This window comes from Pseudomonas sp. LBUM1663 (assembly GCF_059695905.1).
The window spans coordinates 6,137,385-6,158,554 of record NZ_CP166792.1 but is presented as its reverse complement, the minus strand read 5'-3'; the positions used below and the strand labels follow the sequence as shown (position 1 = coordinate 6,158,554).

The 21,170-nt window shown below is 60.5% G+C and carries 15 protein-coding genes; 5 read left to right on the top strand and 10 right to left on the bottom strand.

Annotation, left to right across the window (positions count from 1 at the left end):
• Window positions 1-198: 198 nt before the first annotated feature.
• The 3 genes from ACA075_RS28220 to ACA075_RS28210 are packed head-to-tail and all read left to right on the top strand — an operon-like array spanning window position 199 to window position 3,170.
• Window positions 199-2,322, top strand: a complete 2,124-nt coding sequence (locus ACA075_RS28220; RefSeq protein WP_497296417.1) for a putative bifunctional diguanylate cyclase/phosphodiesterase — start codon at window positions 199-201, stop codon at window positions 2,320-2,322.
• A 46-nt stretch (window positions 2,323-2,368) separates the two neighbouring features.
• On the top strand, window positions 2,369-2,860 hold the full coding sequence (locus ACA075_RS28215) for a M48 metallopeptidase family protein (RefSeq protein WP_497299346.1): 492 nt from the start codon (window positions 2,369-2,371) through the stop codon (window positions 2,858-2,860).
• Window positions 2,861-2,873: 13 nt separating this feature from the next.
• Window positions 2,874-3,170 carry a winged helix-turn-helix domain-containing protein gene (locus ACA075_RS28210; RefSeq protein ID WP_090178776.1) on the top strand — a complete coding sequence of 99 codons (297 nt, stop codon included), beginning with the start codon at window positions 2,874-2,876 and terminating at the stop codon, window positions 3,168-3,170.
• A 126-nt stretch (window positions 3,171-3,296) separates the two neighbouring features.
• Here the strand turns inward: ACA075_RS28210 and ACA075_RS28205 are convergent, their stop codons facing one another.
• The gene (locus ACA075_RS28205; RefSeq protein ID WP_497296416.1) at window positions 3,297-3,749 is read right to left on the bottom strand and encodes a GNAT family N-acetyltransferase; all 453 of its coding nucleotides are present in this window, start codon (window positions 3,747-3,749) and stop codon (window positions 3,297-3,299) included.
• A 257-nt stretch (window positions 3,750-4,006) separates the two neighbouring features.
• On the opposite strand from ACA075_RS28205, the gene ACA075_RS28200 reads away from it, so the two are divergent.
• Window positions 4,007-4,744, top strand: a complete 738-nt coding sequence (locus ACA075_RS28200; protein ID WP_497296415.1) for a substrate-binding periplasmic protein — start codon at window positions 4,007-4,009, stop codon at window positions 4,742-4,744.
• Window positions 4,745-4,876: 132 nt separating this feature from the next.
• On the opposite strand, the gene yccS is transcribed toward ACA075_RS28200, so the two are convergent.
• The 9 genes from yccS to betI form a co-directional block, all read right to left on the bottom strand.
• Window positions 4,877-7,060, bottom strand: a complete 2,184-nt coding sequence (gene yccS / locus ACA075_RS28195; protein WP_497296414.1) for a YccS family putative transporter — start codon at window positions 7,058-7,060, stop codon at window positions 4,877-4,879.
• A gap of 167 nt (window positions 7,061-7,227) precedes the next feature.
• Complete coding sequence (locus ACA075_RS28190) at window positions 7,228-8,406, bottom strand: BaiN/RdsA family NAD(P)/FAD-dependent oxidoreductase (protein ID WP_497296413.1); 1,179 nt, start codon at window positions 8,404-8,406, stop codon at window positions 7,228-7,230.
• A gap of 145 nt (window positions 8,407-8,551) precedes the next feature.
• A complete protein-coding gene (gene dbpA, locus ACA075_RS28185) occupies window positions 8,552-9,937 on the bottom strand; it encodes an ATP-dependent RNA helicase DbpA (protein WP_497296412.1) in 1,386 nt (461 codons plus the stop codon).
• Between the two features lie 57 nt (window positions 9,938-9,994).
• Entirely contained in the window at window positions 9,995-11,422 is a 1,428-nt protein-coding gene (mdtD, locus tag ACA075_RS28180; RefSeq protein WP_497296411.1) for a multidrug transporter subunit MdtD, read from the bottom strand.
• Window positions 11,423-11,560: 138 nt separating this feature from the next.
• A complete protein-coding gene (locus ACA075_RS28175; RefSeq protein WP_497296410.1) occupies window positions 11,561-12,898 on the bottom strand; it encodes a TldD/PmbA family protein in 1,338 nt (445 codons plus the stop codon).
• A complete protein-coding gene (locus ACA075_RS28170) occupies window positions 12,898-14,340 on the bottom strand; it encodes a TldD/PmbA family protein (protein WP_497296409.1) in 1,443 nt (480 codons plus the stop codon). Before ACA075_RS28170 ends, ACA075_RS28175 begins: the two co-directional genes overlap by 1 nt.
• Before the next feature lie 288 nt (window positions 14,341-14,628).
• Window positions 14,629-16,332 carry a choline dehydrogenase gene (gene betA, locus ACA075_RS28165; protein WP_497296408.1) on the bottom strand — a complete coding sequence of 568 codons (1,704 nt, stop codon included), beginning with the start codon at window positions 16,330-16,332 and terminating at the stop codon, window positions 14,629-14,631.
• A gap of 214 nt (window positions 16,333-16,546) precedes the next feature.
• Entirely contained in the window at window positions 16,547-18,019 is a 1,473-nt protein-coding gene (gene betB / locus ACA075_RS28160) for a betaine-aldehyde dehydrogenase (protein WP_497296407.1), read from the bottom strand.
• A 106-nt stretch (window positions 18,020-18,125) separates the two neighbouring features.
• Window positions 18,126-18,719 carry a transcriptional regulator BetI gene (betI, locus tag ACA075_RS28155; protein WP_497296406.1) on the bottom strand — a complete coding sequence of 198 codons (594 nt, stop codon included), beginning with the start codon at window positions 18,717-18,719 and terminating at the stop codon, window positions 18,126-18,128.
• A 379-nt stretch (window positions 18,720-19,098) separates the two neighbouring features.
• Here betI and ACA075_RS28150 point away from each other — a divergent pair, with 379 nt between their 5' ends.
• Complete coding sequence (locus ACA075_RS28150) at window positions 19,099-21,048, top strand: BCCT family transporter (RefSeq protein WP_497299345.1); 1,950 nt, start codon at window positions 19,099-19,101, stop codon at window positions 21,046-21,048.
• Window positions 21,049-21,170 lie beyond the last annotated feature (122 nt).

Below are 21,170 nucleotides of genomic sequence, written 5' to 3'. Positions count from 1 at the left end.
TCAAAATCCTGTTAAAAGGCCATCTTTCCCGGTTTCAGGGGGCTGTAGAAGCGACCGTTAGTCGGCAAATGTACGTGATGGTTAAATGATGGCGCATTGGCTGCTTCTGCTTTTGCGGATCCCGGTCTAGAGTGAAGGCTCAGTATTTGTCTGGTTTTCACGAGAAACCGGCCTGACGCCCCGAATAAGAGAAGCAGCATGGAATGCGCGCAACCCACGCCAGCTGAAGGCAGCTCAATCCTTTTAATCGTCGATGATTACCCTGAAAACCTGATCAGCATGCGCGCGTTACTCCAGCGCCAGGATTGGCAGGTCATTACCGCGGCTTCCGGTTTTGAAGCCCTCAGTCTTTTACTCGAACACGATGTCGACCTGGTGCTGCTGGATGTGCAGATGCCGGGCATGGACGGTTTTGAAGTGGCGCGCCTGATGCGCGGAAGCCAGCGAACCGCGCTCACCCCGATTATTTTCCTCACTGCCAACGAAAAGTCCCAGGACGCCGTGATCAAGGGCTATGCCAGTGGTGCGGTGGATTACCTGTTCAAGCCGTTCGACCCGCAAATTCTTAAGCCCAAAGTGCAGGCTCTGCTCGAACATCAGCGCAATCGCCGTGCGTTGCAGCGTCTGAGCCACGATCTGGAGGTTGCGCGCGCGTTTAATGCGTCGGTGCTGGACAACGCCGCCGAAGGCATCCTGGTGGTGGGTGAGGACGGTCTGATCCGCTTTGCCAACCCGGCGATGTCGCGGTTGCTCAATGCCACGGTGAAGGACCTGAAAGGCAGAGAGTTCCTGGATTTCCTGCAGAAACCGCATATCCCGGTCTGGGCGGATTCTGACCTTTACACCGGTTACAAACGCGGCGAAACCCTGCGCCTGCACGATGCGCTGCTGCGAACGGCGCCTGGCCAACAAGTGCCAGTGGCGCTGTCTTGCGCGCCATTGCCCAGCGAACAACATGCGATGGTGGTGACGGTGCTGGACATGTCGGTGGTGCACCGTCTGCATCAGCAACTGGAATTCCAGGCGGTGACCGATCCGCTGACCGGGTTGCTCAACCGTCGTGGTTTTTACCAGACGGTTGAAAATCTGCTACTGCGGGGCGAACGGTCCGACAGCGCCTGGGTGTTGCTGTACCTGGACCTCGACGGCTTCAAGCGCGTCAACGATTCCCTCGGCCACGATGCCGGCGACCGGGTGCTGCGCTGGGTGTCCGAGCAATTGAAAGCCTGTCTGCGGCCCTTCGACATTCTGGCGCGCATGGGCGGCGATGAGTTCACGGCGCTGCTGGATCTGGAATTCCCGGAGCAAGCGGCGAAGATTGCCGAGAAGCTGATTGAGCGGGTGTCGATCTGTCAGCAGATTGATGGCCTGGATATCGCCTTGGGCGCCAGCATCGGCATCGCCACTTACCCGGATTGCGGTTCGAATCTCGACGGGTTGATGCGTGCATCGGACATTGCCATGTACGAAGCGAAACGTGCCGGCCGTCAGCAATACCGTTTCTACGATCACGACATGAATGGCCGGGCGCGCTCACGGTTGATGCTCGAAGAGAGCGTGCGCGCCGCCATTGAGAACCGTGATTTCAACCTCGTGTATCAGCCGCAGGTGGCCATTGACGGCGGGCAGATTCGTGGTTTTGAGGCGCTGCTGCGTTGGCAGCATCCGAGCGTCGGCGACGTACCGCCGGGGCTGTTTTTGCCATTGCTGGAAGAGGCGCGGCTGATCAGTCGTCTGGGCAGCTGGATTTACCATCGCGGGGCCGGCCAGCGCAAAGCCTGGGAAACCTTGTTTGCCGAGGATCTGGTGCTGGGCGTCAGTTTGAGCAGCACTCAGTTCGGCATGCCCAATCTGGTCACAGAATTGCGCCAGGTGCTGGAGCGTCACGGCTTGCAGCCGCGTCATCTGGAAGTCGAAGTGACGGAAGAAGCGTTGATGCAAGACCCCGAAGAAACCCGCAAGACGCTGCGGTTGCTGCGCAATCTCGGGGTGCGGGTGGCGCTGGATGACTTCGGCTCCGGGCCTTGCTCGCTGGCGCATCTGCGCGACTTGGAGCTGGACACGCTTAAATTTGACCGACATTTGATCGCCCGATTGCCGGCGTCCGAAAGGGATGCGGCACTGGTGCGCAATGTGATCGACCTGTGCAAGCAATACGGGATGCTGGTGATTGCCGAAGGGGTGGAAACCATCGCGCAATATGAATGGCTGCAAGCCAACGGCTGTCAGTACGTGCAAGGTTTTCTGGTGGGGCGGCCGATGATGGCCGAGGATGCCGGCGACTTTGTGGCGCCGTTTGACTGGAGCGCGCTGACCCGCTGAATTCGCTACACTGGCGACCTTTTCCGTGATTGTGTTGCCGCCCCTGATGACCGCGTTGAAATACCTCCAGGCCTATCCCGCTGCTTTGCAAGACCAGGTGCGCCAGTTGATCGTCGAAGATCGGCTGGGCGACTACCTGAGCCAGCGCTACCCGGAAAAACACGCGGTGCAGAGCGACAAGGCGTTGTACACGTTTGCGCTGGACCTCAAGCAGGAATACCTGCGCAATGCGCCGGCCATCGACAAGGTGCTGTTCGACAACCGTCTCGACCTGACCCATCGCGCCCTCGGTTTGCACACGACGATCTCGCGGGTGCAGGGCGGCAAGCTCAAGTCCAAGAAAGAAATCCGCGTGGCCTCGTTGTTCAAGGAAGCGCCCTCCGAGTTTCTGAAAATGATCGTGGTGCATGAGCTGGCACACTTTAAGGAATCGGATCACAACAAGGCGTTCTACAAGCTCTGCGAACACATGTTGCCGGGGTATCACCAGGTGGAGTTTGATCTGCGGGTGTACCTGACGTGGCGGGATATGCAGTAAAGGGAGTGACTGGATGGATGTCAGCAAGACCAAGAGCAGCTTCTATCGCCGCTTATACGTGGCGTACCTGATCGACAGCGGGTTGGCCAGCAGCGTCCCGGCGCTGACCGAAGTGACCGGCATGCCCCGGCGCACGGCGCAGGATACGATTGCGGCGTTGGCGGACCTGGACATCATTTGCGAGTTCGAGCAGGAAGAGGGCGCGCGCAATCATGCGGGGCGCTATCGGATTCGCGAGTGGGGGGCGATTGATCGGGGGTGGATCGAGCGGAATTTGCGGCAGATTAAAGCGGTGTTGGAGTATCCCTGAGATTTTCAGTGTTGCCGCTGACGCTATCTCGGGCAAGTCGAATCGTCGCACCGCCGCTCCCACAGGTACGGTGAAATCCCTGTGGGAGCGGCGGTGCGACGATTCGACTTGCCCGCGAAGAGGACCTTAAGGACGACGCATCCCGATATGCGGAATGTCATCCTCCAGAAACTCCTCACCCGACACCACAAACCCGTACCGCCCGTAATACCCCTGCAAATGCGCCTGGGCCGAGAGATAGATGGGCACCTCAGGCCAGCGTTTCCCGGCCTGCTTCAACGCCTGGGCCATCAACTCGTGCCCCAGCCCGGTGCCACGGGCGCCAGGCGCAATAATCACCCGCCCGATCACCACGTCGCCTCCCTGCAATTCAGGGTCGAGCAAGCGCAGGTAGGCCACCAGCCGATCCCCGTCCCACGCCATCAAATGGCAGGTGTCACCTTCCAGATCTTGGCCATCGACATCCTGGTAAGCGCATTTCTGTTCGACGACGAACACTTCGGCGCGCAACTGCAGGATGGCGTACAGCTGCTCTTTCCCCAGATCGCTGTGGTGTTTGCAGACCCAATCGATTGTCATCTTCACTTTCCTTGAGCAACGTCGTGCCGATACTAAGCGTCCCGGCGATATATGTCTTTATGGCGGAGAACTCTGTGACAAAGGCCAAAATGCCATCATTCATTTCTCGCGGCACTGTCTTCTTTGTGTAATCTGCGATGAAGCGCTGTGCAGTGGCTCCCATGAGCTAATGTTGAGTACCTGAGTGTCGGTACATGAGTCTTGGAGTTTTGGCAGAAAAATACGCCGGGCAGCCCGCCCGCTAAGGATTTTCTAGCATGCCGCGATTGCATCGAGCGTTTGCTTTGATCGTGCTGCTGTTGCTGACACAGAGCGCGGCAGCAGAAAAGCTGCGTCTGGTCGCCGATGCCTGGCCGCCGTTTACCGACGCGACGCTGGTCAACGGTGGCTTGGCCACCGACATCGTCAGCACCGCACTGGCCCGGGCCGGTTACGCCAGCGATTTCGAACAGGTGCCCTGGGCGCGAGCGTTGCTCGGCGTCGGCGAGGGCCGTTACGACGTGCTGGTCAATGCCTGGTACACCGATGAGCGCACCAAGCTGGGCCAGTTTTCCGGCGAATATCTGCTCAACCGCGTGCGCTTTCTCAAGCGCAAAGACGCGCCCATCGAATACAACAACTTGCAGCAATTGCACACTTACCCGATTGCAGTGGTGCGCGGTTATGCCTATTCATCAGAATTCGACGACGATGTGTCGTTGCAGAAAGTCCCTGTGCATAACTTCGCCATGGCCGTGCGCATGGTCGCGGCGGACCGGGTCAAGTTGACGCTGGAAGACGAATACGTCGCTCGCTACTACCTCGCACGAGAATCTTCCAACGTGCGCAATTCAGTGGAGTTCCTGCCCAAACCGCTGAGCGAGAACAGCCTGCACATATTGGTCAGCCTGAAGAATCCGCAGCATGAACAAATTGTCGCCAGTTTCGACCGTGAGATTGCCGAGATGAAGGCTGATGGCAGTTATGAGCGGTTGATGAAGCAACATGGGATGTGAGGATCGGTTTTTGCGGTGAGGCTGATGGCCCATTCGCGAGCAAGCCCGCTCCCACAGGGGATTTTTGTCACACCATAGATCAATGTGGGAGCGGGCTTGCTCGCGAAGAGGCCCGCCCAGCCACCAAAAACCTCAGGCTTCGCTGGTGTCCTTGATGAGATGCGCCGCCAACGTCCGCAACGGCCCCAACTGCCGGCAGATCAACGCCAACTGCGTCTGTACCAACCGCTGCCCTTCATCGATCTCATCCGGCATCTGCTCCAGTTCATTGGCCAGCGCCTCTTCGGCATCGCTCTGAATCGCAATCGGCTGTTTGCTCGCCAACCCTTGGGCGATCTCGTCGATGCTGGCCGCCAGGCTCACGCCCGCGCCGTCGATCAAATGCTCGCGGACATCCGCCGGTAACTGGGTTTCACGGTGCGCACCCAATCCCGACAAGTAGCTGAGCAAGGTGTGCGACAGCACCAGAAAGCGAAACCCGACATCCGCTTCCTTACGGAAATGCCCCGGCTCCATGAGCATGTTGGCCAGCGTCGTCGACAGTGCCGCGTCAGCGTTGTGCGCATTACGTCGGGCCAGGCGATACGCCAGGTCGTCGCTCTTGCCGGCGGCGTATTGCTGCATGATCTGGCGCAGGTAAATGCTGTTGCAGGTCAGGGTATTGGCCAGCACTTTGTTCAGGCGTCGGCCCTGCCAGTCCGGCAGGAACAGGAACACCGCCAGCCCGGCGATCAGGCTGCCGAGCAAGGTGTCGAACAGCCGCGGCAGGAACAGCCCGTAACCATCACCGACCTGATTGAAGCAGAACAGCACCATCAAGGTGATCGCGGCCGTGGCCAACGTGTAGCGAGTGGTGCGGTTGATAAAGAACACCACCCCGGCGGCGATCGCGAAGCACGATTGGATCAGCGGATTCGGGAACAGGTCGAACAGCGCCCAGGCCACCGTCAGGCCAATCGCGGTGCCGATGATCCGCTGTCCGAGTTTGCGCCGGGTAGCGCCGTAGTTCGGTTGGCAGACAAACAGCGTGGTGAGGATGATCCAGTAACCCTGCGATGGGTGAATCAAGTGCACCATGCCGTAGCCGATGCTCAAGGCCAGGGGCAGGCGCAGTGCATGGCGGAACAGCAGCGAGGTCGGCGTCAGCTGCGTGCGCAAGCGAATCCAAACATCCTTGAGGTTGCGCGGCGAACGGTCGAGCAGGCTGCTGTCGGTGGCGTCGGCCAGGGCGTCGGGGTTGCTGGCGTCGCTGAGCAAACGGTCGAGGGTGCCGAGGTTGGCCGCCAATGCCCGCAATGAGCGCAGCAGTCCGCGCCAGGCCGGGTTGCTCTGGATGCGCAAGTGTTCGATGGAGGCGTGCAGGTCGCTCAACGCTTCGGCGAAGCTGGCGTCATAGATGAACGGCTGGCGCATCTGGATCGATTCCGCCAGCGCACGGCAGGCCTTGCCTTGCTGGCGCAGCAGGCGCTGGCAGCGGAACAGCACGTCGCTGTGGAAGAACGCCTCGGCCAGCGCGTTGTAAGGGTAGTGCGACGAGCTGGCGCGCTCGTGGATGTCCTGAGCGAGGAAGTACAGCTTGAGGTAGCGGCTGACTTTCGAGCCCGGCCGACCATTGCCGACCCGGTGCAGGATGATTTCCTTGGCAGCGTTGAGTGCCGCGACAACTCGACCGTTTTGCTGCGCCAGTTCCAGTCGACGCGCTTCCACGTCCATCTGGCGGATCGGCTCGAACAGCGACGCTTTGAGTTTCAGGTAATAACCCAATTCACGGAACAACCGCGCCAGGCTCTGCTGCACCGGCTGATTGGAAAACATCGCCTGCCACAGCACCGAGAGCAAGCCGTACCAGGCGGCGCCGGCCACCAGCAGCACCGGTTCGTGCCAGAAGTCAGTGACCGCGCCGCCGCGCTGGTCGACGCCGATCATGGTGTAGACCGACAGAATCAACGTCGCCGAGGCAATCGCGCCATAGCGTTCGCCGAGGGCGCCGAGCATGGTCAGGCAGAAGGCGGCGAGGGCGAAGGCGATGATGAAAAAGATGGGATAAGGGAACAGCAGCTCGACCGATAACGCGGCGACCAGAAAACACACCAGCGTCACAGCCAGCGCGTTGAGACGGCCCTGCCAACTGTCGTCGGTCTCGGCCAGGGCACTGGCGATAATCCCCAGGAACAACGGGATCAGCAGCCCCATTTCATCCTGATACCAACAGACGGCCATGCTGCCGGTCAGGGCGATGAACACCCGCACGCTATAGCTGAATTTATCCAGCGCCCAGAGACGGCGCAGAGACTGACGAAATGAGGTCGATGACATGAAGTGCGAAGGCCTTCCGAGGCAATGCCGCTAAATTGAGCCAGTAATGACGCCGACGCAATGGCGCCGATCACATCTGACAGCAAAATCTGTTCCTTCCATGGCGCAACATCACCTTGAAATGTATTCCCCTGTAGGAGCTGTCGAGTGCAGGGGATCGGTGCGGGTCAGACGTATTGCGCAGCGGCGTATCCGGAGGCCCAGGCCCACTGGAAGTTGAAACCGCCCAGATGCCCGGTGACGTCGAGCACTTCGCCGATGAAATACAGGCCCGGGCTTTTCAGCGATTCCATGGTCTTGGACGACACTTCATGAGTGTCGACGCCGCCCAAAGTCACTTCCGCAGTGCGGTAGCCTTCAGTGCCGGCAGGAACCACTTTCCAGCTCGCCAGTTTTTCGGCGATGTCGGCGATTTCCGCATGGGTGTATTGCTTCATCGGTTTGGAGACGAACCAATTGTCCGCCAGCAGGTTGGCCATCTTCTTGGTGAAGATTTCACCGAGCAGGGTTTTCAACTCGCTGTTCGGGCGTTCGGCTTGCTGTTGGTGCAGCCAGCTCGGGACGTCGTGGTCCGGCATCAGGTTGATCTCGACCGTGTCGCCGGATTCCCAGAACGAGGAAATCTGCAAAATTGCCGGACCACTGAGGCCGCGATGGGTGAACAGGATGTTCTCGCGAAAACTCTGCTCGTTGCAGCTCACCAGGCAATCCACCGAGGTGCCGGACAGCTCGGTGCAAAGCTCTTTGAGCTGATCGGTGATGGTGAACGGCACCAGGCCGGCACGGGTCGGCAGCAGGTCGTGACCGAACTGCTTGGCGACCTGATAACCGAAACCGGTGGCGCCCAGGGTCGGAATCGACAGACCGCCCGTGGCGATTACCAAGGATTCACAGGTCAGTTGGCCAAGCGTGGTGTCCAGCAAGTAACCGCTTTCGAGCTTCTCGATGGTCTGGATCGAAGTGTCCAGGTGCAGGCTGACGCCGACCTGATCGCATTCGGTGAGCAACATCTCAAGGATGTCGCTGGATTTGTTATCGCAGAACAGTTGGCCGAGTTTCTTCTCGTGGTACGGCACGCCGTGCTTGGCGACCATGCCGATGAAATCCCACTGGGTGTAGCGCGCCAATGCGGATTTGCAGAAGTGTTCGTTCTGCGAGAGGAAATTACCCGGTTCGGTGTACATGTTGGTGAAATTGCAACGGCCACCGCCCGACATCAGGATTTTCTTGCCGGCCTTGTTCGCATGGTCGAGCAACATCACCTTGCGCCCGCGCCCGGCGGCAGTCAGCGCACACATCAACCCTGCGGCGCCAGCGCCAATGATCACGACTTCGGTAGAGCGCAAAACGGTGTCCTCACACAAGAGCTGATCTGGAGTGCAATCAAATGTGGGAGCTGGCCTGCCAGCGATGGCATCGACTCGGTTTACCCGTCAGACCGAGTCGATGCCATCGCCGGCAGGCCAGCTCCCACAGGGGGCCGCGGCGTTCTTAGAGAATACGCACGCGCAACGAACGGCCTTTGATCTTGCCGTCGTTCAAGCGCTGCAAGGCTTGCTTGGCGATCCCGCGTTCAACAGCCACATACGCCTGGAAGTCGAAAATAGCGATCTTGCCGACCTGCGCGCCCGGAATACCGGCATCGCCCGTCAAGGCACCCAGAATGTCGCCCGGACGCACTTTGTCTTTACGGCCCGCGCCGATGACCAGCGTGCTCATCACCGGCAGCAGCGGTGCGCCGCCCTGGGACTTGAGGTTATCCAGCTGATCCCAGCTCAACGGCGAGTTCTGCAGTAGCTCGATGGCTTGGGCGCGGTGGGCTTCGGACGGTGCGACCAGGCTGATCGCAATCCCTTTCTCGCCAGCGCGACCCGTACGGCCGACACGGTGAATGTGAATTTCCGAATCGCGAGCCAGTTCGACGTTGATCACCATGTCCAGCGCATCGATGTCCAGACCGCGCGCGGCGACGTCGGTGGCAACCAGTACCGAGGTACTGCGGTTGGCGAACATGGCCAGTACCTGGTCACGGTCACGCTGTTCCAGATCGCCGTGCAGGCCGACGGCGGAAATGCCTTTGGAGGTCAGGTGATCGACGGTTTCCTGAACCTGCTGCTTGGTGAAGCAGAAGGCGACGCAGGACGCCGGACGATGATGCGCGAGGACTTTGACCACGGCGTCCATGCGCTCTTCCGGGGAGATTTCGTAAAAGCGCTGCTCGATCTGCGTGTCGTCGTGGAACGCCTCGGCCTTCACGATCTGAGGGTTGCGCATGAACTTCGCGGCCAACTGCTTGATGCCCGTCGGGTAGGTGGCGGAGAACAGCAGGGTCTGGCGACGCTCCGGGCACTGGGCGATGATTTCTTCGATGGAATCGTAGAAGCCCATGTCGAGCATGCGGTCGGCTTCGTCGAGGATCAGCGTGTTCAGGCCATGGAGCACCAGCGAACCTTTGCGCAAATGCTGCTGAAGGCGACCCGGGGTGCCGACGATGATGTGCGCGCCGTGCTCCAGAGAGCCAATCTGCGGGCCGAAGGACACGCCGCCGCACAGGGTCAGGATCTTGATGTTGTCTTCGGCGCGGGCCAGACGACGGAGTTCCTTGGCGACCTGGTCGGCCAGCTCACGCGTCGGGCAGATGACCAGCGCCTGGCAACCGAAGAAGCGCGGATTGATCGGGTTCAGCAGGCCGATACCGAAGGCTGCGGTCTTGCCGCTGCCGGTCTTGGCCTGGGCGATCAGGTCCATCCCTTTGAGGATCACCGGCAAGCTTTGCGCCTGGATCGGCGTCATCTGGGCATAACCGAGGGAGTCGAGGTTAGCCAGCATGGCGGCGGACAGCGGCAAAGTATTAAAAGCGGTGGCGATGGTGGTCACGGGACTGGCCTGCAAAACAAAATGTCGCGCAGTGTATCAGTCCCGTGGCCATTCGCCCTAAGGCTCTATGTGCTCTTCCGGACGTTTGACGCGCCGTCCGTCTTCCTTTGAGAGCTGGGAGAAGATCGTCGCGGCCAGCATCGCCATGATTCCGACCGTTACAAACGTCAGTTGGAAGGCGCCTAGCACCGTGTCCACACCGTCGTTGCCGATCTCTGCGGTAAAACCGCCGAGCAAGGCGCCGGCGCAGGCAACACCAAGGCTGAGAGACAATTGCGCAACCACCGACAGCAGACTGTTGCCGCTACTGGCGCTGGCGTCGTCGAGGTCGATCAGGGTCACGGTGTTCATGGCGGTGAACTGCAAGGAGTTGATCGCCCCCAGAATCGATAGCATCACCAACAGCAACCAGTACGGCGTTTGTTCGCTGACCAGCCCCATGCTCGCCAGCATCAACCCCAGCGCCAAGGTGTTGCCAGTCAGCACGATGCGATAGCCCAAGCGTTCGATCAACGGTCGCGCCACCGACTTGGCGACCATCGCTGCCGCCGCCAGCGGCAACATGCTCATCCCGGCCTGGGATGGCGAATATCCCAGCGCCACTTGCAGCAGCAACGGCACTAGGAACGGCAGGGCGCCGCTGCCCAGGCGGGCGAACAGGTTGCCGAGGATGCCCACGGCAAACGTCCGGGTCTTGAACAGTGACGGCGCAAACAGCGGATTTTCGATGTGCCCGGCTCGTAACCAGTACGCCGCCAGACAGGCCATGCCGCCGAACAGCAGTAACATCACCCGCAAGTGCGGCAGGTGCAATTCACCGAGGCCTTCCATGGCAATGGTGATCAGCACCATCGCCGCACCAAACAGCAAAAAGCCCAGGCTGTCGAAACGCGTACGTTCAGTGCCGCGCAGGTCGGGGATGAATTTCCACACGGCGTAGCAACCAATGGCGCCCACCGGCAGGTTGATCAGGAAGATCCAGTGCCAAGTGAGGTATTCGACCATCCAGCCGCCCATGGTCGGGCCGATCAGCGGACCAAGCAGGCCGGGAATGGTGATAAATCCCATGATCCGCACCAGCTCCGAGCGCGGATAGGCGCGCAGCACCACCAGCCTGCCGACCGGCAGCATCAACGCGCCGCCCAGGCCCTGAATCACCCGGGCGCCGATCAACATGCTCAGGGTGCTCGACAGTGCACAGAGCAATGAGCCAAGGCTGAACAGCAGAATCGCGCCGAAGAAGATTTTCTTGGTGCCGAAGCGGTCGGCGATCCAGCCGGAGGCGGGGATCAGCAGCGCAACGGTGAGCATGTAGGCAATGATCACGCCCTGCATGCGCAGCGGATCTTCGGCCAGGTCTCGGGCCATGGCAGGCAGGGCGGTGTTGAGGATGGTCCCGTCGAGGGACTGCATGAAGAACGCGATGGCGACGACCCACGGCACCCAGCGGGCGGTGACAGCGTCGAGAGGCGGGCGATTGGGCATGGGACCTCTTGTCAGTGTGAGTCAGGGAGTCCGAGGTGAATTCATCGCGGGCAAGCCCGCTCCCACAGTGATCTTGGGTGGATCACAAATTTGCAATCCAACCCGGAACCTGTGGGAGCGGGCTTGCCCGCGATGCGCTTACAGGGTCAAGGTCAGTCGGCTGATCAGCGCACCCGGCAACAACGCCGAAGCCGTGGCCCGCTGGCTGTAGGTGCTGGCCGACAGCAACAACTCACGCTCCTCGGTCAACGCTTCCAGCTGCGAACCGAGCAAGCTGTAGGCGCTGTCATCAAAGCGCATCGTGCTCACCGGCGCCTGAATCTCGCCATTCTCGACCCAGAACGTCGCAAAGCGCGTCATGCCGGTCAGTCGTGCCGCCGGCTGATCGGAGTAGTTCAGGTACCAGAGGTTGCTGATGTACAAACCGGTGCCCAGTTGCTTGAGAATCTCTGCATCAGGCAGCGTACCGGCGGTCATGTTCACTGCACTTGGCATTTCACCGCCGCTGGCGCCGTTGGCGGTCAGGCCGTACTCGGCGGCGCTGCGTGAGCTGACCATCTGTGCGCCAGCCTTGCCTTCGACGATCAAGCCAAGATCGCTGCGCGGATAACCTTCGCCCGAGAACGCCGGGCTCAACGATCCGCTGACCTTTTCATCGACCGATACCAGCGCGCTGAACGAGCTGTCGCCCGCATAAAGCTTCTGCAGTGGACTGTGTTTGCTGGCAATCGACTGCGCCGAGAAACCGCCCCAGCCCAGCATGTCCATGATTTCCCCCAGTGCGGCTGGCGCCAGGTAGGCACGGTACTGACCCGGCGCCAGGGTGCGTTGCGGCCTGCCCAGGAACGCCAACTGCTCGCGCGCCTGCGCAAAACGTTTGGCAAACCCTTCGCTGTTCCAGTCGTGCCCGGCGTAACTGGCTTTCACCGCTTGGCCGTTGTCATGCACCAGACTGAAATCAAAGTTGAAGCTGTTGGCCTGATGCCAGCCAAACGCGCCCGAAGAACTGGCGAAACCACGACTGATCGGCCCGGCAGCATAGAAGCCCACCAGATCCAGCCCTTCGGCCGCCTGAGTGATTTCAGCGACCACTTGCTCGGTGTCCGGCAGCGGGTGATCTTGAACATTCTTGCTCTGCCAACCGTTGTGGTTGAGCAGCAGGTAGGGATCCTGCGGCAGCAGCGGCAAGGTTTCGCGTAACTGTTGCAGACCTTCGGCCAGGCGTTGCACATCGACTGCGGCATCACCCGACAGCGTGATGTTCAGGTCGGCGTGTCGCCCTTCGTCGATCAGTTTGAAGCCGACGCTCGCCTGTTGCACCTGCCCGGCCTGACGGACCTTGGCGTGGTTGAAGCGCACGAAGGCCGAGGATTCGGCGGCGTAGCTGAGGGTGAACTGTTCCGGTTCGCGAATCGCATCGCGCAGCCAATTGACCAAGGCCTTGAACGCATCGGCCTGACTTTTTGAAGTACTCATCAGGCATCTCCCCCAAACACATCAACGTTGCTGAACACGCAAGCCGGCGAGGCATGGCCGACGCGGATCACCTGGTTCGGTTCGCCCTTGCCGCAGTTCGGCGTGCCCAGGACCTTGACGGAGTTGGCATCGCCTACGGCGCTGAGGCTTTTCCAGAAGTGCGCGGAAATTGCCCGGTAGTTCGGGTTCTTGACCACGCCTTTGAGTTCGCCGTTTTCGATCAGTTGGCCCCATTCACAGCCGAACTGGAATTTGTTGCGGGCATCGTCGATGGACCAGGACCGGTTGGTGCTCATCAAGATGCCGTGCTCGATGTTGCCGATCATCTTCTCCAGCGGTTGATCGCCGGCCTCGATGTTCAGGTTGGCCATGCGATCGATCGGCGGACGGTTCCAGCTGCAGGCGCGGCTGTTGGCCACGCCATCCATGCCCGCGCGAAACTGCGACAGCGCGCCGCCCAATGGGCGCAGCAGCAAGCCTTCTTTAATCAGGAATTGTTTGCTGGCAGCAGTGCCGTCGTCGTCATGGCCGTAGCTGGCGAGTTGCTCGGGGATGTCCGGGTCGAAGGTCACGTTCAGCAGTTTCGAGCCGTATTGCAGATGGCCGAAGTCTTCTGCCTTGACGAAACTGGTGCCGGCGTAATTGCGCTCGTCACCGAGGATGCGGTCCAGTTCCAGCGGGTGACCGATGGACTCGTGGATCTGCAGCATCATCTGGTCAGGCATCAACAGCAGTTCACGCGGGCCTTTCGGGGTGTTCGGCGCCAGCAGCAATTGCAGCGCCTGATCGGCGATTTTCGGACCGGCGCCGACCAGGCCACAGCGACTGATCACATCAAAACCGCCCTGTTGACCGAAGTTCTCGCGGCCCAGGGTTCGGGTCTGGCTGTCGTTGCCGTCGTAGGCGGTGACTTCCAGGCTCGGGTAGACGAACCGCTGGGCCTGGCGCAGTTCGGCACCGGCGTTGCTGAGGTAGATCTGTTCGACATGGGTGATGCCGATGCTCACTTCCCAGTTCACCAGTCGCTTATCCTTGGGCACGGCGGCGGATTCGGCGCCGAGCAGTTGGTAGCAATCACTCAGGGACGGGAAGGGCTGGTCGAGGTTCGGCGAAAAGTAGTCGGCGCGGTCGCTGGAGACCACTTGTGCGCTCAGGTCGAGCAGGGCGTGGGGCTTGAGTCGGCGGGCTTGTTGCTCGGCGCGCTCAAGTGCCGCTTGCAGACCTTGTTGCGACAGGTCGTTGGTCGCGGCGTAGGCTTCGACGCCGTTGACGCGCACGGTCAGCATCGCGCCTTCGTCACGGCTGAGGCTCGGAGGTTCGGCGACATTCTTGCGCACCGACAGGTACTGGCCGGACTCGCGTACATAACGCAGCGAAAAGAATTCAGCGCCCGTGCGCAAGGCAGCGAAGCGCTGCTTGAGCTGGGGGTGGAAATCGAACATTCGGGAACCTCCTTGGTCTGGAGTGGCGGTGTAGCGGTGTTGCGAAGGGGGGGGGTGAAACGTTTGCGTGGCGCTAGATTAGGCCTGGGCGGGGGGTAGGATCAAGGGCGGTGCGGTGTAGGAAGGGATTACCAAGGTGTGTCAAATGGGGATGTGTTGTTTGGTAGGGCCTCTTCGCGAGCAAGCCCGCTCCCACACTGGATCTTCAGTGAACACAAAATTTGTGCACACCCGAGATCCATGTGGGAGCGGGCTTGCTCGCGAAGGCAGCACCGCGGTGTAACGGTCTTACTGAGCAGTAGCGCTCACTTCCCGCAACGGCTTGCCACGCACCGGCGCATCGCCGGCCACGAAGTAATCAGCGGTGCTGCGCGGCAACGGCTGGCGACCACGGATCTTGTCGGCGATTTTCTCGGCGATCATGATCGTTGGCGCGTTCAGGTTGCCGGTGGTGATGATCGGCATGATCGAGGCATCGACCACACGCAGGGCTTGCAGGCCATGCACACGACCTTCGCCATCGACCACGGCCATCTCGTCGGTGCCCATCTTGCACGAGCAGGACGGGTGGAACGCGGTTTCGGCGTGTTCGCGGATGAACTTGTCGAGCTGCTCATCGGTTTGCACGTCGATGCCCGGGCTGATTTCGCGGCCACGGAAAGCGTCCAGCGCGGGCTGTTGCATGATTTCACGGGTCAGGCGGATGCCGTCGCGGAATTCCTGCCAGTCCTGCTCGGTGGCCATGTAGTTGAACAGGATGCTCGGGTACTCGCGCGGATCCTTGGACTTGGCCTGGATGCGACCACGGCTCGGCGAACGCATGGAACCCATGTGCGCCTGGAAACCGTGCTCTTTCACACCGTTGCTGCCGTTGTAGTTAATCGCGACCGGCAGGAAGTGGTACTGGATGTTCGGCCAATCGAACTCTTCGCGGGTACGGATGAAACCGCCGGCTTCGAACTGGTTGCTGGCGCCGATGCCGGTGCCGTTGAACAGCCATTCGGCACCGATTGCCGGCTGGTTGTACCAGAGCAGCGACGGGTACAGCGAGACCGGTTGGGTGCAGGCGTATTGCAGGTACAGCTCGAGGTGATCCTGCAGGTTCTCGCCGACGCCTGGCAGGTCATGGACCACCGGGATGTCGAGCTTATTCAGCAGTTCGGCCGGGCCGACGCCGGAGCGTTGCAGAATCTGCGGCGAAGCGATGGCGCCGGAGCACAGCAGCACTTCCTTGCGGGCACGGGCTTCAACGCGCTCTTCAGCGGCGCCGATCAGGTAGCGCACGCCGACCGCACGCTTGCCTTCGAACAGGATCTTGTCGGTCAAGGCGTGGGTGACGATGGTCAGGGTCGAACGCTTCTTGGCCGTGTCCAGGTAACCGCGAGCGGTGCTGGCGCGACGGCCGTTCGGCGTTACGGTGCGGTCCATCGGGCCGAAGCCTTCTTGCTGGTAACCGTTCAAGTCTTCGGTACGCGGGTAACCGGCCTGTACACCTGCTTCAACCATCGCGTGGAACAGCGGGTTGTTGCCGGCTTTCGGCGTGGTCACGCTGACCGGACCGTCGCCACCGTGGTAGTCGTTCGGGCCGATGTCGCGGGTTTCGGCCTTGCGGAAATACGGCAGGCAGTTCAGGTAATCCCAGTCTTCAAGACCTGGAAGTTTGGCCCAGTTGTCGTAGTCCATCGCGTTGCCACGGATGTAGCACATGCCGTTGATCAGCGAGGAACCGCCGAGGCCCTTGCCGCGACCGCATTCCATCCGGCGACCGTCCATGTGTGGCTCTGGATCGGTTTCGTAGGCCCAGTTGTAGCGACGGCCTTGCAGCGGGAACGCCAGGGCGGCCGGCATTTGCGTGCGGAAGTCCAGACGGTAGTCCGGGCCGCCTGCTTCGAGCAGCAGGACGGTGACGCCTTCGTCTTCAGTCAGACGGGTCGCCAGGGTGTTACCGGCCGAGCCGGCACCGATGATGATGTAATCGAATTCTTGGGACATTGAATGCACCCTCTTAATGTTTGGTCAGGTCGCGATCGCCGATGCACCACTTGATTGTGGCGAGGGAGCTTGCTCCCGCTCGGCTGCGCAGCAGTCGCAAAGTCAGCGACCGTGGTCTTTCTGAAGGAGTGCGGTGCCTGGAGTCGGGGCCACTTCGCAGCCCAGCGGGAGCAAGCTCGCCACAAAAGGCCCCAGCCTCAGGATCCGCGTCAGATCAGAAAACCGAGGCGTAATCGCCCAGTTCGACCTGTACCGATTTGATGCGTGTGAAGTTGTTCAGCGAGCTGATGCCGTTCTCACGGCCCACGCCCGACTGCTTGTAGCCACCGACCGGCATCTTGGCGTCGGACTCGCCCCAGGCGTTGATCCAGCAGATACCGGCTTCCAGCTGATGAATCACGCGGTGAGCGCGGTTCAGGTCCTTGGTGACAACGCCGGCGGCCAGGCCGAAGTCGGTGTCGTTGGCACGACGGATCACTTCTTCTTCGGTGTCGTAGGTCAGGATCGCCATCACCGGGCCGAAGATTTCTTCGCGAACGATGGTCATCTCGTCGGTGCAGTCGGTGAATACGGTCGGAGCTACAAACGCGCCTTTGGCGAAGTCGCCGTCGGTCAGGCGGGAGCCGCCGCACAGGACGCGAGCGCCTTCTTCCTTACCTTTGGCGATGTAACCCAGCACGCTTTCCATGTGGGCGAAGCTGACCAGCGGGCCGAAGTTGGTGTTCTCGTCTTCCGGGTTGCCGATGCGGATGCGCGCAACGCGCTCAGCGATCTTGGCTTCGAAAGCGGCTTTCAGGTGAGTCGGCACGAACACGCGGGTGCCGTTGGTGCAGACCTGGCCGGAGCTGTAGAAGTTGGCCATCATCGCGGTGTCGGCGGCGCGATCGAGATCGGCGTCGTCGAAGATGATAAGCGGGGATTTGCCGCCCAGTTCCATGGTCACGTCTTTCAGCGACGAAGCGGAAGCGCTGGCCATAACCTTCTTGCCGGTGTCGGTGCCGCCGGTGAAGGAGATTTTTTCGATGCGTGGGTGCTCGGTCAGCCAGGTGCCGACTTCACGGCCGCTGCCGGTCAGGACGTTGAACACACCGGCTGGCAGGCCGGCTTCGGTATAGATCTCGGCCAGTTTCAGCGTGGTCAGGGAAGTGACTTCGCTTGGCTTGAAGATCATCGCGTTACCGGCTGCCAGGGCAGGAGCGGATTTCCACAGGGCGATCTGGATCGGGTAGTTCCACGCGCCGATACCGGCGACGACGCCCAGCGGCTCGCGACGGGTGTAGACGAACGACGTGGTGCGCAGCGGGATCTGCTCGCCTTCGATGGCGGGCACCAGGCCTGCGTAGTATTCCAGCACGTCAGCACCGGTGACGATGTCGACATACTTGGTTTCGGAGAACGATTTGCCGGTATCCAGGGTTTCCAGGGCGGCCAGTTCATCGTTGCGCTCGCGCAGGATGTCGACGGCACGACGCAGGATGCGCGAACGCTCCATGGCGGTCATCGCGGCCCAGATTTTCTGGCCCTTTTCGGCGCTGACCACAGCGCGCTCGACGTCTTCTTTGGTCGCACGCTGTACTTTTGCGAGGACTTCTCCGTTAGCCGGGTTGATGGCTTCGAAAGTGGCGTCGCTGCTGGCGTCACTGTAGCCGCCATCGATGTAGAGTTTTTGCAGTTCGAAACGGGCCATAAAGTCCTCGCAAGTGCATAAGTGGTTGGCGTTAACCACCGGGTGTGCCGTCAAGCAGTTGGCATCATCATCGGTAGCGTTCAGGGGTTGAGCGGTTATGTGTGCTCTAACTCACCTGCTTGGCCAGTTGGAAATCCATGTATTCGTAAGCGATCTGTTGCGCCTGCTCGGTGTCGAATGCATCTCCCGACAGCGCGCCGCGCAACCACAAACCGTCAATGAGGGCTGCCAGGCCACGGGCGGCGTTGCGCGCATCATCGAGCGGCAACACACGGCGGAACTGGCAGCACAGGTTGGAATACAGACGGTGATCGTTGATCCGCTGCAACCTGTGCAATGACGGTTGGTGCATGCTGGTGGCCCAGAAGGCCAGCCAGGTTTTCATTGCCGGGCCATTGACTTGGCTGGCGTCGAAGTTGCCTTCGATAATCACCTGCAGATGCGCCCGTGGGCTGTCATCGGCCAGCGCCTGGCGGCGCGCGGTGACGTTCTCGCTGAGGACGCTCATCAGATACCGCATCGTGGCGGCGATCAGGCCGTTCTTGTCCTGAAAATAGTGACTGATGATGCCATTCGAGACACCGGCCAAACGGGCGATCAGCGCAATGCTGGCGTCCCCCATTCCGACCTGATCGACGGCCAGTAATGTGGCTTCGATCAACTGCTGGCGGCGGATGGGTTGCATACCGACCTTGGGCATCTTGCACATCTCCTTAGGCCTTCCGGCGGACGTAGAACGTCTATCGGATTGAAGGCCAGTCTATTTTGTTTTGATTGAACGTTCAATCAACAAAGAATAAGATCTGCGACAATTCGTCGCTGCCTACAGGTTTTTCCTACACGTAGTTGGCGGAAAAACGACGTCTGAAAATGCTCGAAACCCACACGCTCAGGCGTCCAGGGGGTTCGGGCTTTTTTCGGGCTGTCTTTATATCACCCGCTGGTCGGCTGCCAACTAACCGAATGGTCGGGTAACGCGTTGCCTTGTGTTTTTCTCTCGCACTGCCTGGAGCATCTGTGCCATGAGTTCTGCCTCTCTTATAAAGACCCCACCCGAGAAGGTGACGGTCAACGGTTGGGTGTTCTACACCTCTACCGCGTTGATTCTGTTGTTGACCGCCATTCTGATCATCGCCCCGCAAGAGGCCGGCAGATTGCTCGGCATCGCCCAGGCCTGGTTGTCCCGCAGCTTCGGCTGGTACTACATGGTGGTGATCGCCGCCTACCTGGTATTTGTCGTGGGCCTGGCGTTCTCGTCCTATGGCAAGCTCAAGCTGGGCAGCAAGGACGACACCCCGGACTTCAGCTACGGCGCGTGGGCGGGGATGCTGTTCTCGTCGGGGATCGGCATTTCGCTGCTGTACTTCGGTGCTTCCGAGCCGCTGGACCATTACTTCAATCCGCCGGAAGGCGTGGCCGCCAGCAATATGGCCGCGCGTCAGGCTGTGCAGCTGACATTCCTGCATTGGGGCCTGCATGGCTGGGCGATCTACGCCTTGGTCGGCCTGGCCGTGGCGTACTTTGCCTACCGTCATAACCAGCCGTTGGCACTGCGTTCGGCGCTGTATCCGCTGGTCGGCGAGCGTTGGGTCAAAGGCGCGGCCGGTCATGCGGTGGACGGCTTCGGCATGTTCGTGACCCTGCTGGGTCTGGTGACGAACCTGGGGATTGGTTCGTTGCAAGTGTCGTCGGGCCTTGAAAACCTGTTCGGCATGGAACACAGCAACACCAACCTGCTGATCGTGATCATCGTGATGAGCACCGTGGCGACCATCGCGGCCGTGTCTGGCGTGGAAAACGGCATTCGTCGTTTGTCGAACCTGAACATCGTGCTGTTCAGCGGCCTGCTGATTTTCGTGCTGCTGTTCGGCCCGACCTTGCACCTGTTGAACGGCTTCGTGCAGAACGTCGGCGACTACCTGAACGGCGTGGTCCTGAAGACTTTCGACCTCTACGTCTACGAAGGCGACAGTGAGAAATCCGACCGCTGGCTGGGCCTGTGGACTCTGTTCTACTGGGCGTGGTGGATTTCCTGGGCCCCATTCGTCGGCATGTTCATCGCGCGTATTTCCCGTGGTCGCACGGTGCGTGAACTGGTGGCCGGCGTGTTGCTGATCCCACTGGGTTTCACCCTGGCGTGGCTGTCGATCTTCGGTAACTCTGCCCTGGACCTGGTGATGAACCATGGGGCGGTGGAGCTCGGGAAGACGGCGCTCGAACAGCCGTCGATGGCGATCTATCAACTGCTTGAGCATTACCCGGCATCGAAGATTGTGATCGGCGTGTCGATCTTCGTCGGTTTCGTGCTGTTCCTGACCCCGGCGGATTCCGGCGCGGTGATGATGGCCAACCTTTCGTGCAAGGGCGGCAACGTCGACGAAGATGCGCCGCACTGGCTGCGGATCTTCTGGTCGGCGGTGATTACCCTGGTGACCATCGGCCTGCTGTTTGCCGGTAACTTCGAAGCCATGCAAACCATGGTGGTGCTGGCTGGTCTGCCGTTCTCGGTGGTGCTGGTGTTCTTCATGTTTGGCCTGCACAAGGCGATGCGCCAGGACGTGCAGATCGAACAGGAGCAAGCGGAGCTCGCTGCGCGCGGTCGTCGTGGTTTCAGCGAGCGTTTGACGCAGCTGGACCTGCAGCCGAATCAGTCGATCGTTCAGCGTTTCATGGACAAGCAAGTCAGCCCGGCGCTGGAAGAGGCGGCGGTGCAACTGCGCGGTCAAGGCCTGGAAGTGCAAACGTTGCTGGGTAAATCCAAACGCTGCATGGGCCTGCGGATCGAGATGGAAGAGGGCAACCCTTTTGTCTACGAAGTGAGCCTGGATGGCTATCTGGCGGCGGCGAGTGAAACGGTGTCGGCCGAAAGCGCTGACGAACCGCGTGCGCGCTATTACCGCGCCGAGGTTTACCTGCACAACGGCAGCCAGGATTACGACTTGATGGGCTTCACTCAGGATCAGATCACCCGTGACGTGCTCGATCAGTTTGAAAGCCATCGGCAGCTCCTTGGCCGTGTCTATAGCTAAACCTTGAGGTGATGCGGTGCAGTGAATGCACCGCAGCTCCACTGTGGCGAGGGGGCTTGCCCCCGTTCGACTGCGCAGCAGTCGCAATTGACGATAACGCGGTCTGTCTGAATGACCGTGGT

What these genes read in the sequence shown, in the direction of transcription:
- ACA075_RS28220 (WP_497296417.1), top strand. Translation starts at nt 199, where the DNA reads ATGGAATGCGCGCAACCCACGCCAGCTGAAGGCAGCTCAATCCTTTTA.
- ACA075_RS28215 (WP_497299346.1), top strand. Translation starts at nt 2,369, where the DNA reads ATGACCGCGTTGAAATACCTCCAGGCCTATCCCGCTGCTTTGCAAGAC.
- ACA075_RS28210 (WP_090178776.1), top strand. Translation starts at nt 2,874, where the DNA reads ATGGATGTCAGCAAGACCAAGAGCAGCTTCTATCGCCGCTTATACGTG.
- ACA075_RS28205 (WP_497296416.1), bottom strand. Translation starts at nt 3,749, where the DNA reads ATGACAATCGATTGGGTCTGCAAACACCACAGCGATCTGGGGAAAGAG.
- ACA075_RS28200 (WP_497296415.1), top strand. Translation starts at nt 4,007, where the DNA reads ATGCCGCGATTGCATCGAGCGTTTGCTTTGATCGTGCTGCTGTTGCTG.
- yccS (WP_497296414.1), bottom strand. Translation starts at nt 7,060, where the DNA reads ATGTCATCGACCTCATTTCGTCAGTCTCTGCGCCGTCTCTGGGCGCTG.
- mdtD (WP_497296411.1), bottom strand. Translation starts at nt 11,422, where the DNA reads ATGCCCAATCGCCCGCCTCTCGACGCTGTCACCGCCCGCTGGGTGCCG.
- ACA075_RS28175 (WP_497296410.1), bottom strand. Translation starts at nt 12,898, where the DNA reads ATGAGTACTTCAAAAAGTCAGGCCGATGCGTTCAAGGCCTTGGTCAAT.
- ACA075_RS28170 (WP_497296409.1), bottom strand. Translation starts at nt 14,340, where the DNA reads ATGTTCGATTTCCACCCCCAGCTCAAGCAGCGCTTCGCTGCCTTGCGC.
- betA (WP_497296408.1), bottom strand. Translation starts at nt 16,332, where the DNA reads ATGTCCCAAGAATTCGATTACATCATCATCGGTGCCGGCTCGGCCGGT.
- betB (WP_497296407.1), bottom strand. Translation starts at nt 18,019, where the DNA reads ATGGCCCGTTTCGAACTGCAAAAACTCTACATCGATGGCGGCTACAGT.
- betI (WP_497296406.1), bottom strand. Translation starts at nt 18,719, where the DNA reads ATGCCCAAGGTCGGTATGCAACCCATCCGCCGCCAGCAGTTGATCGAA.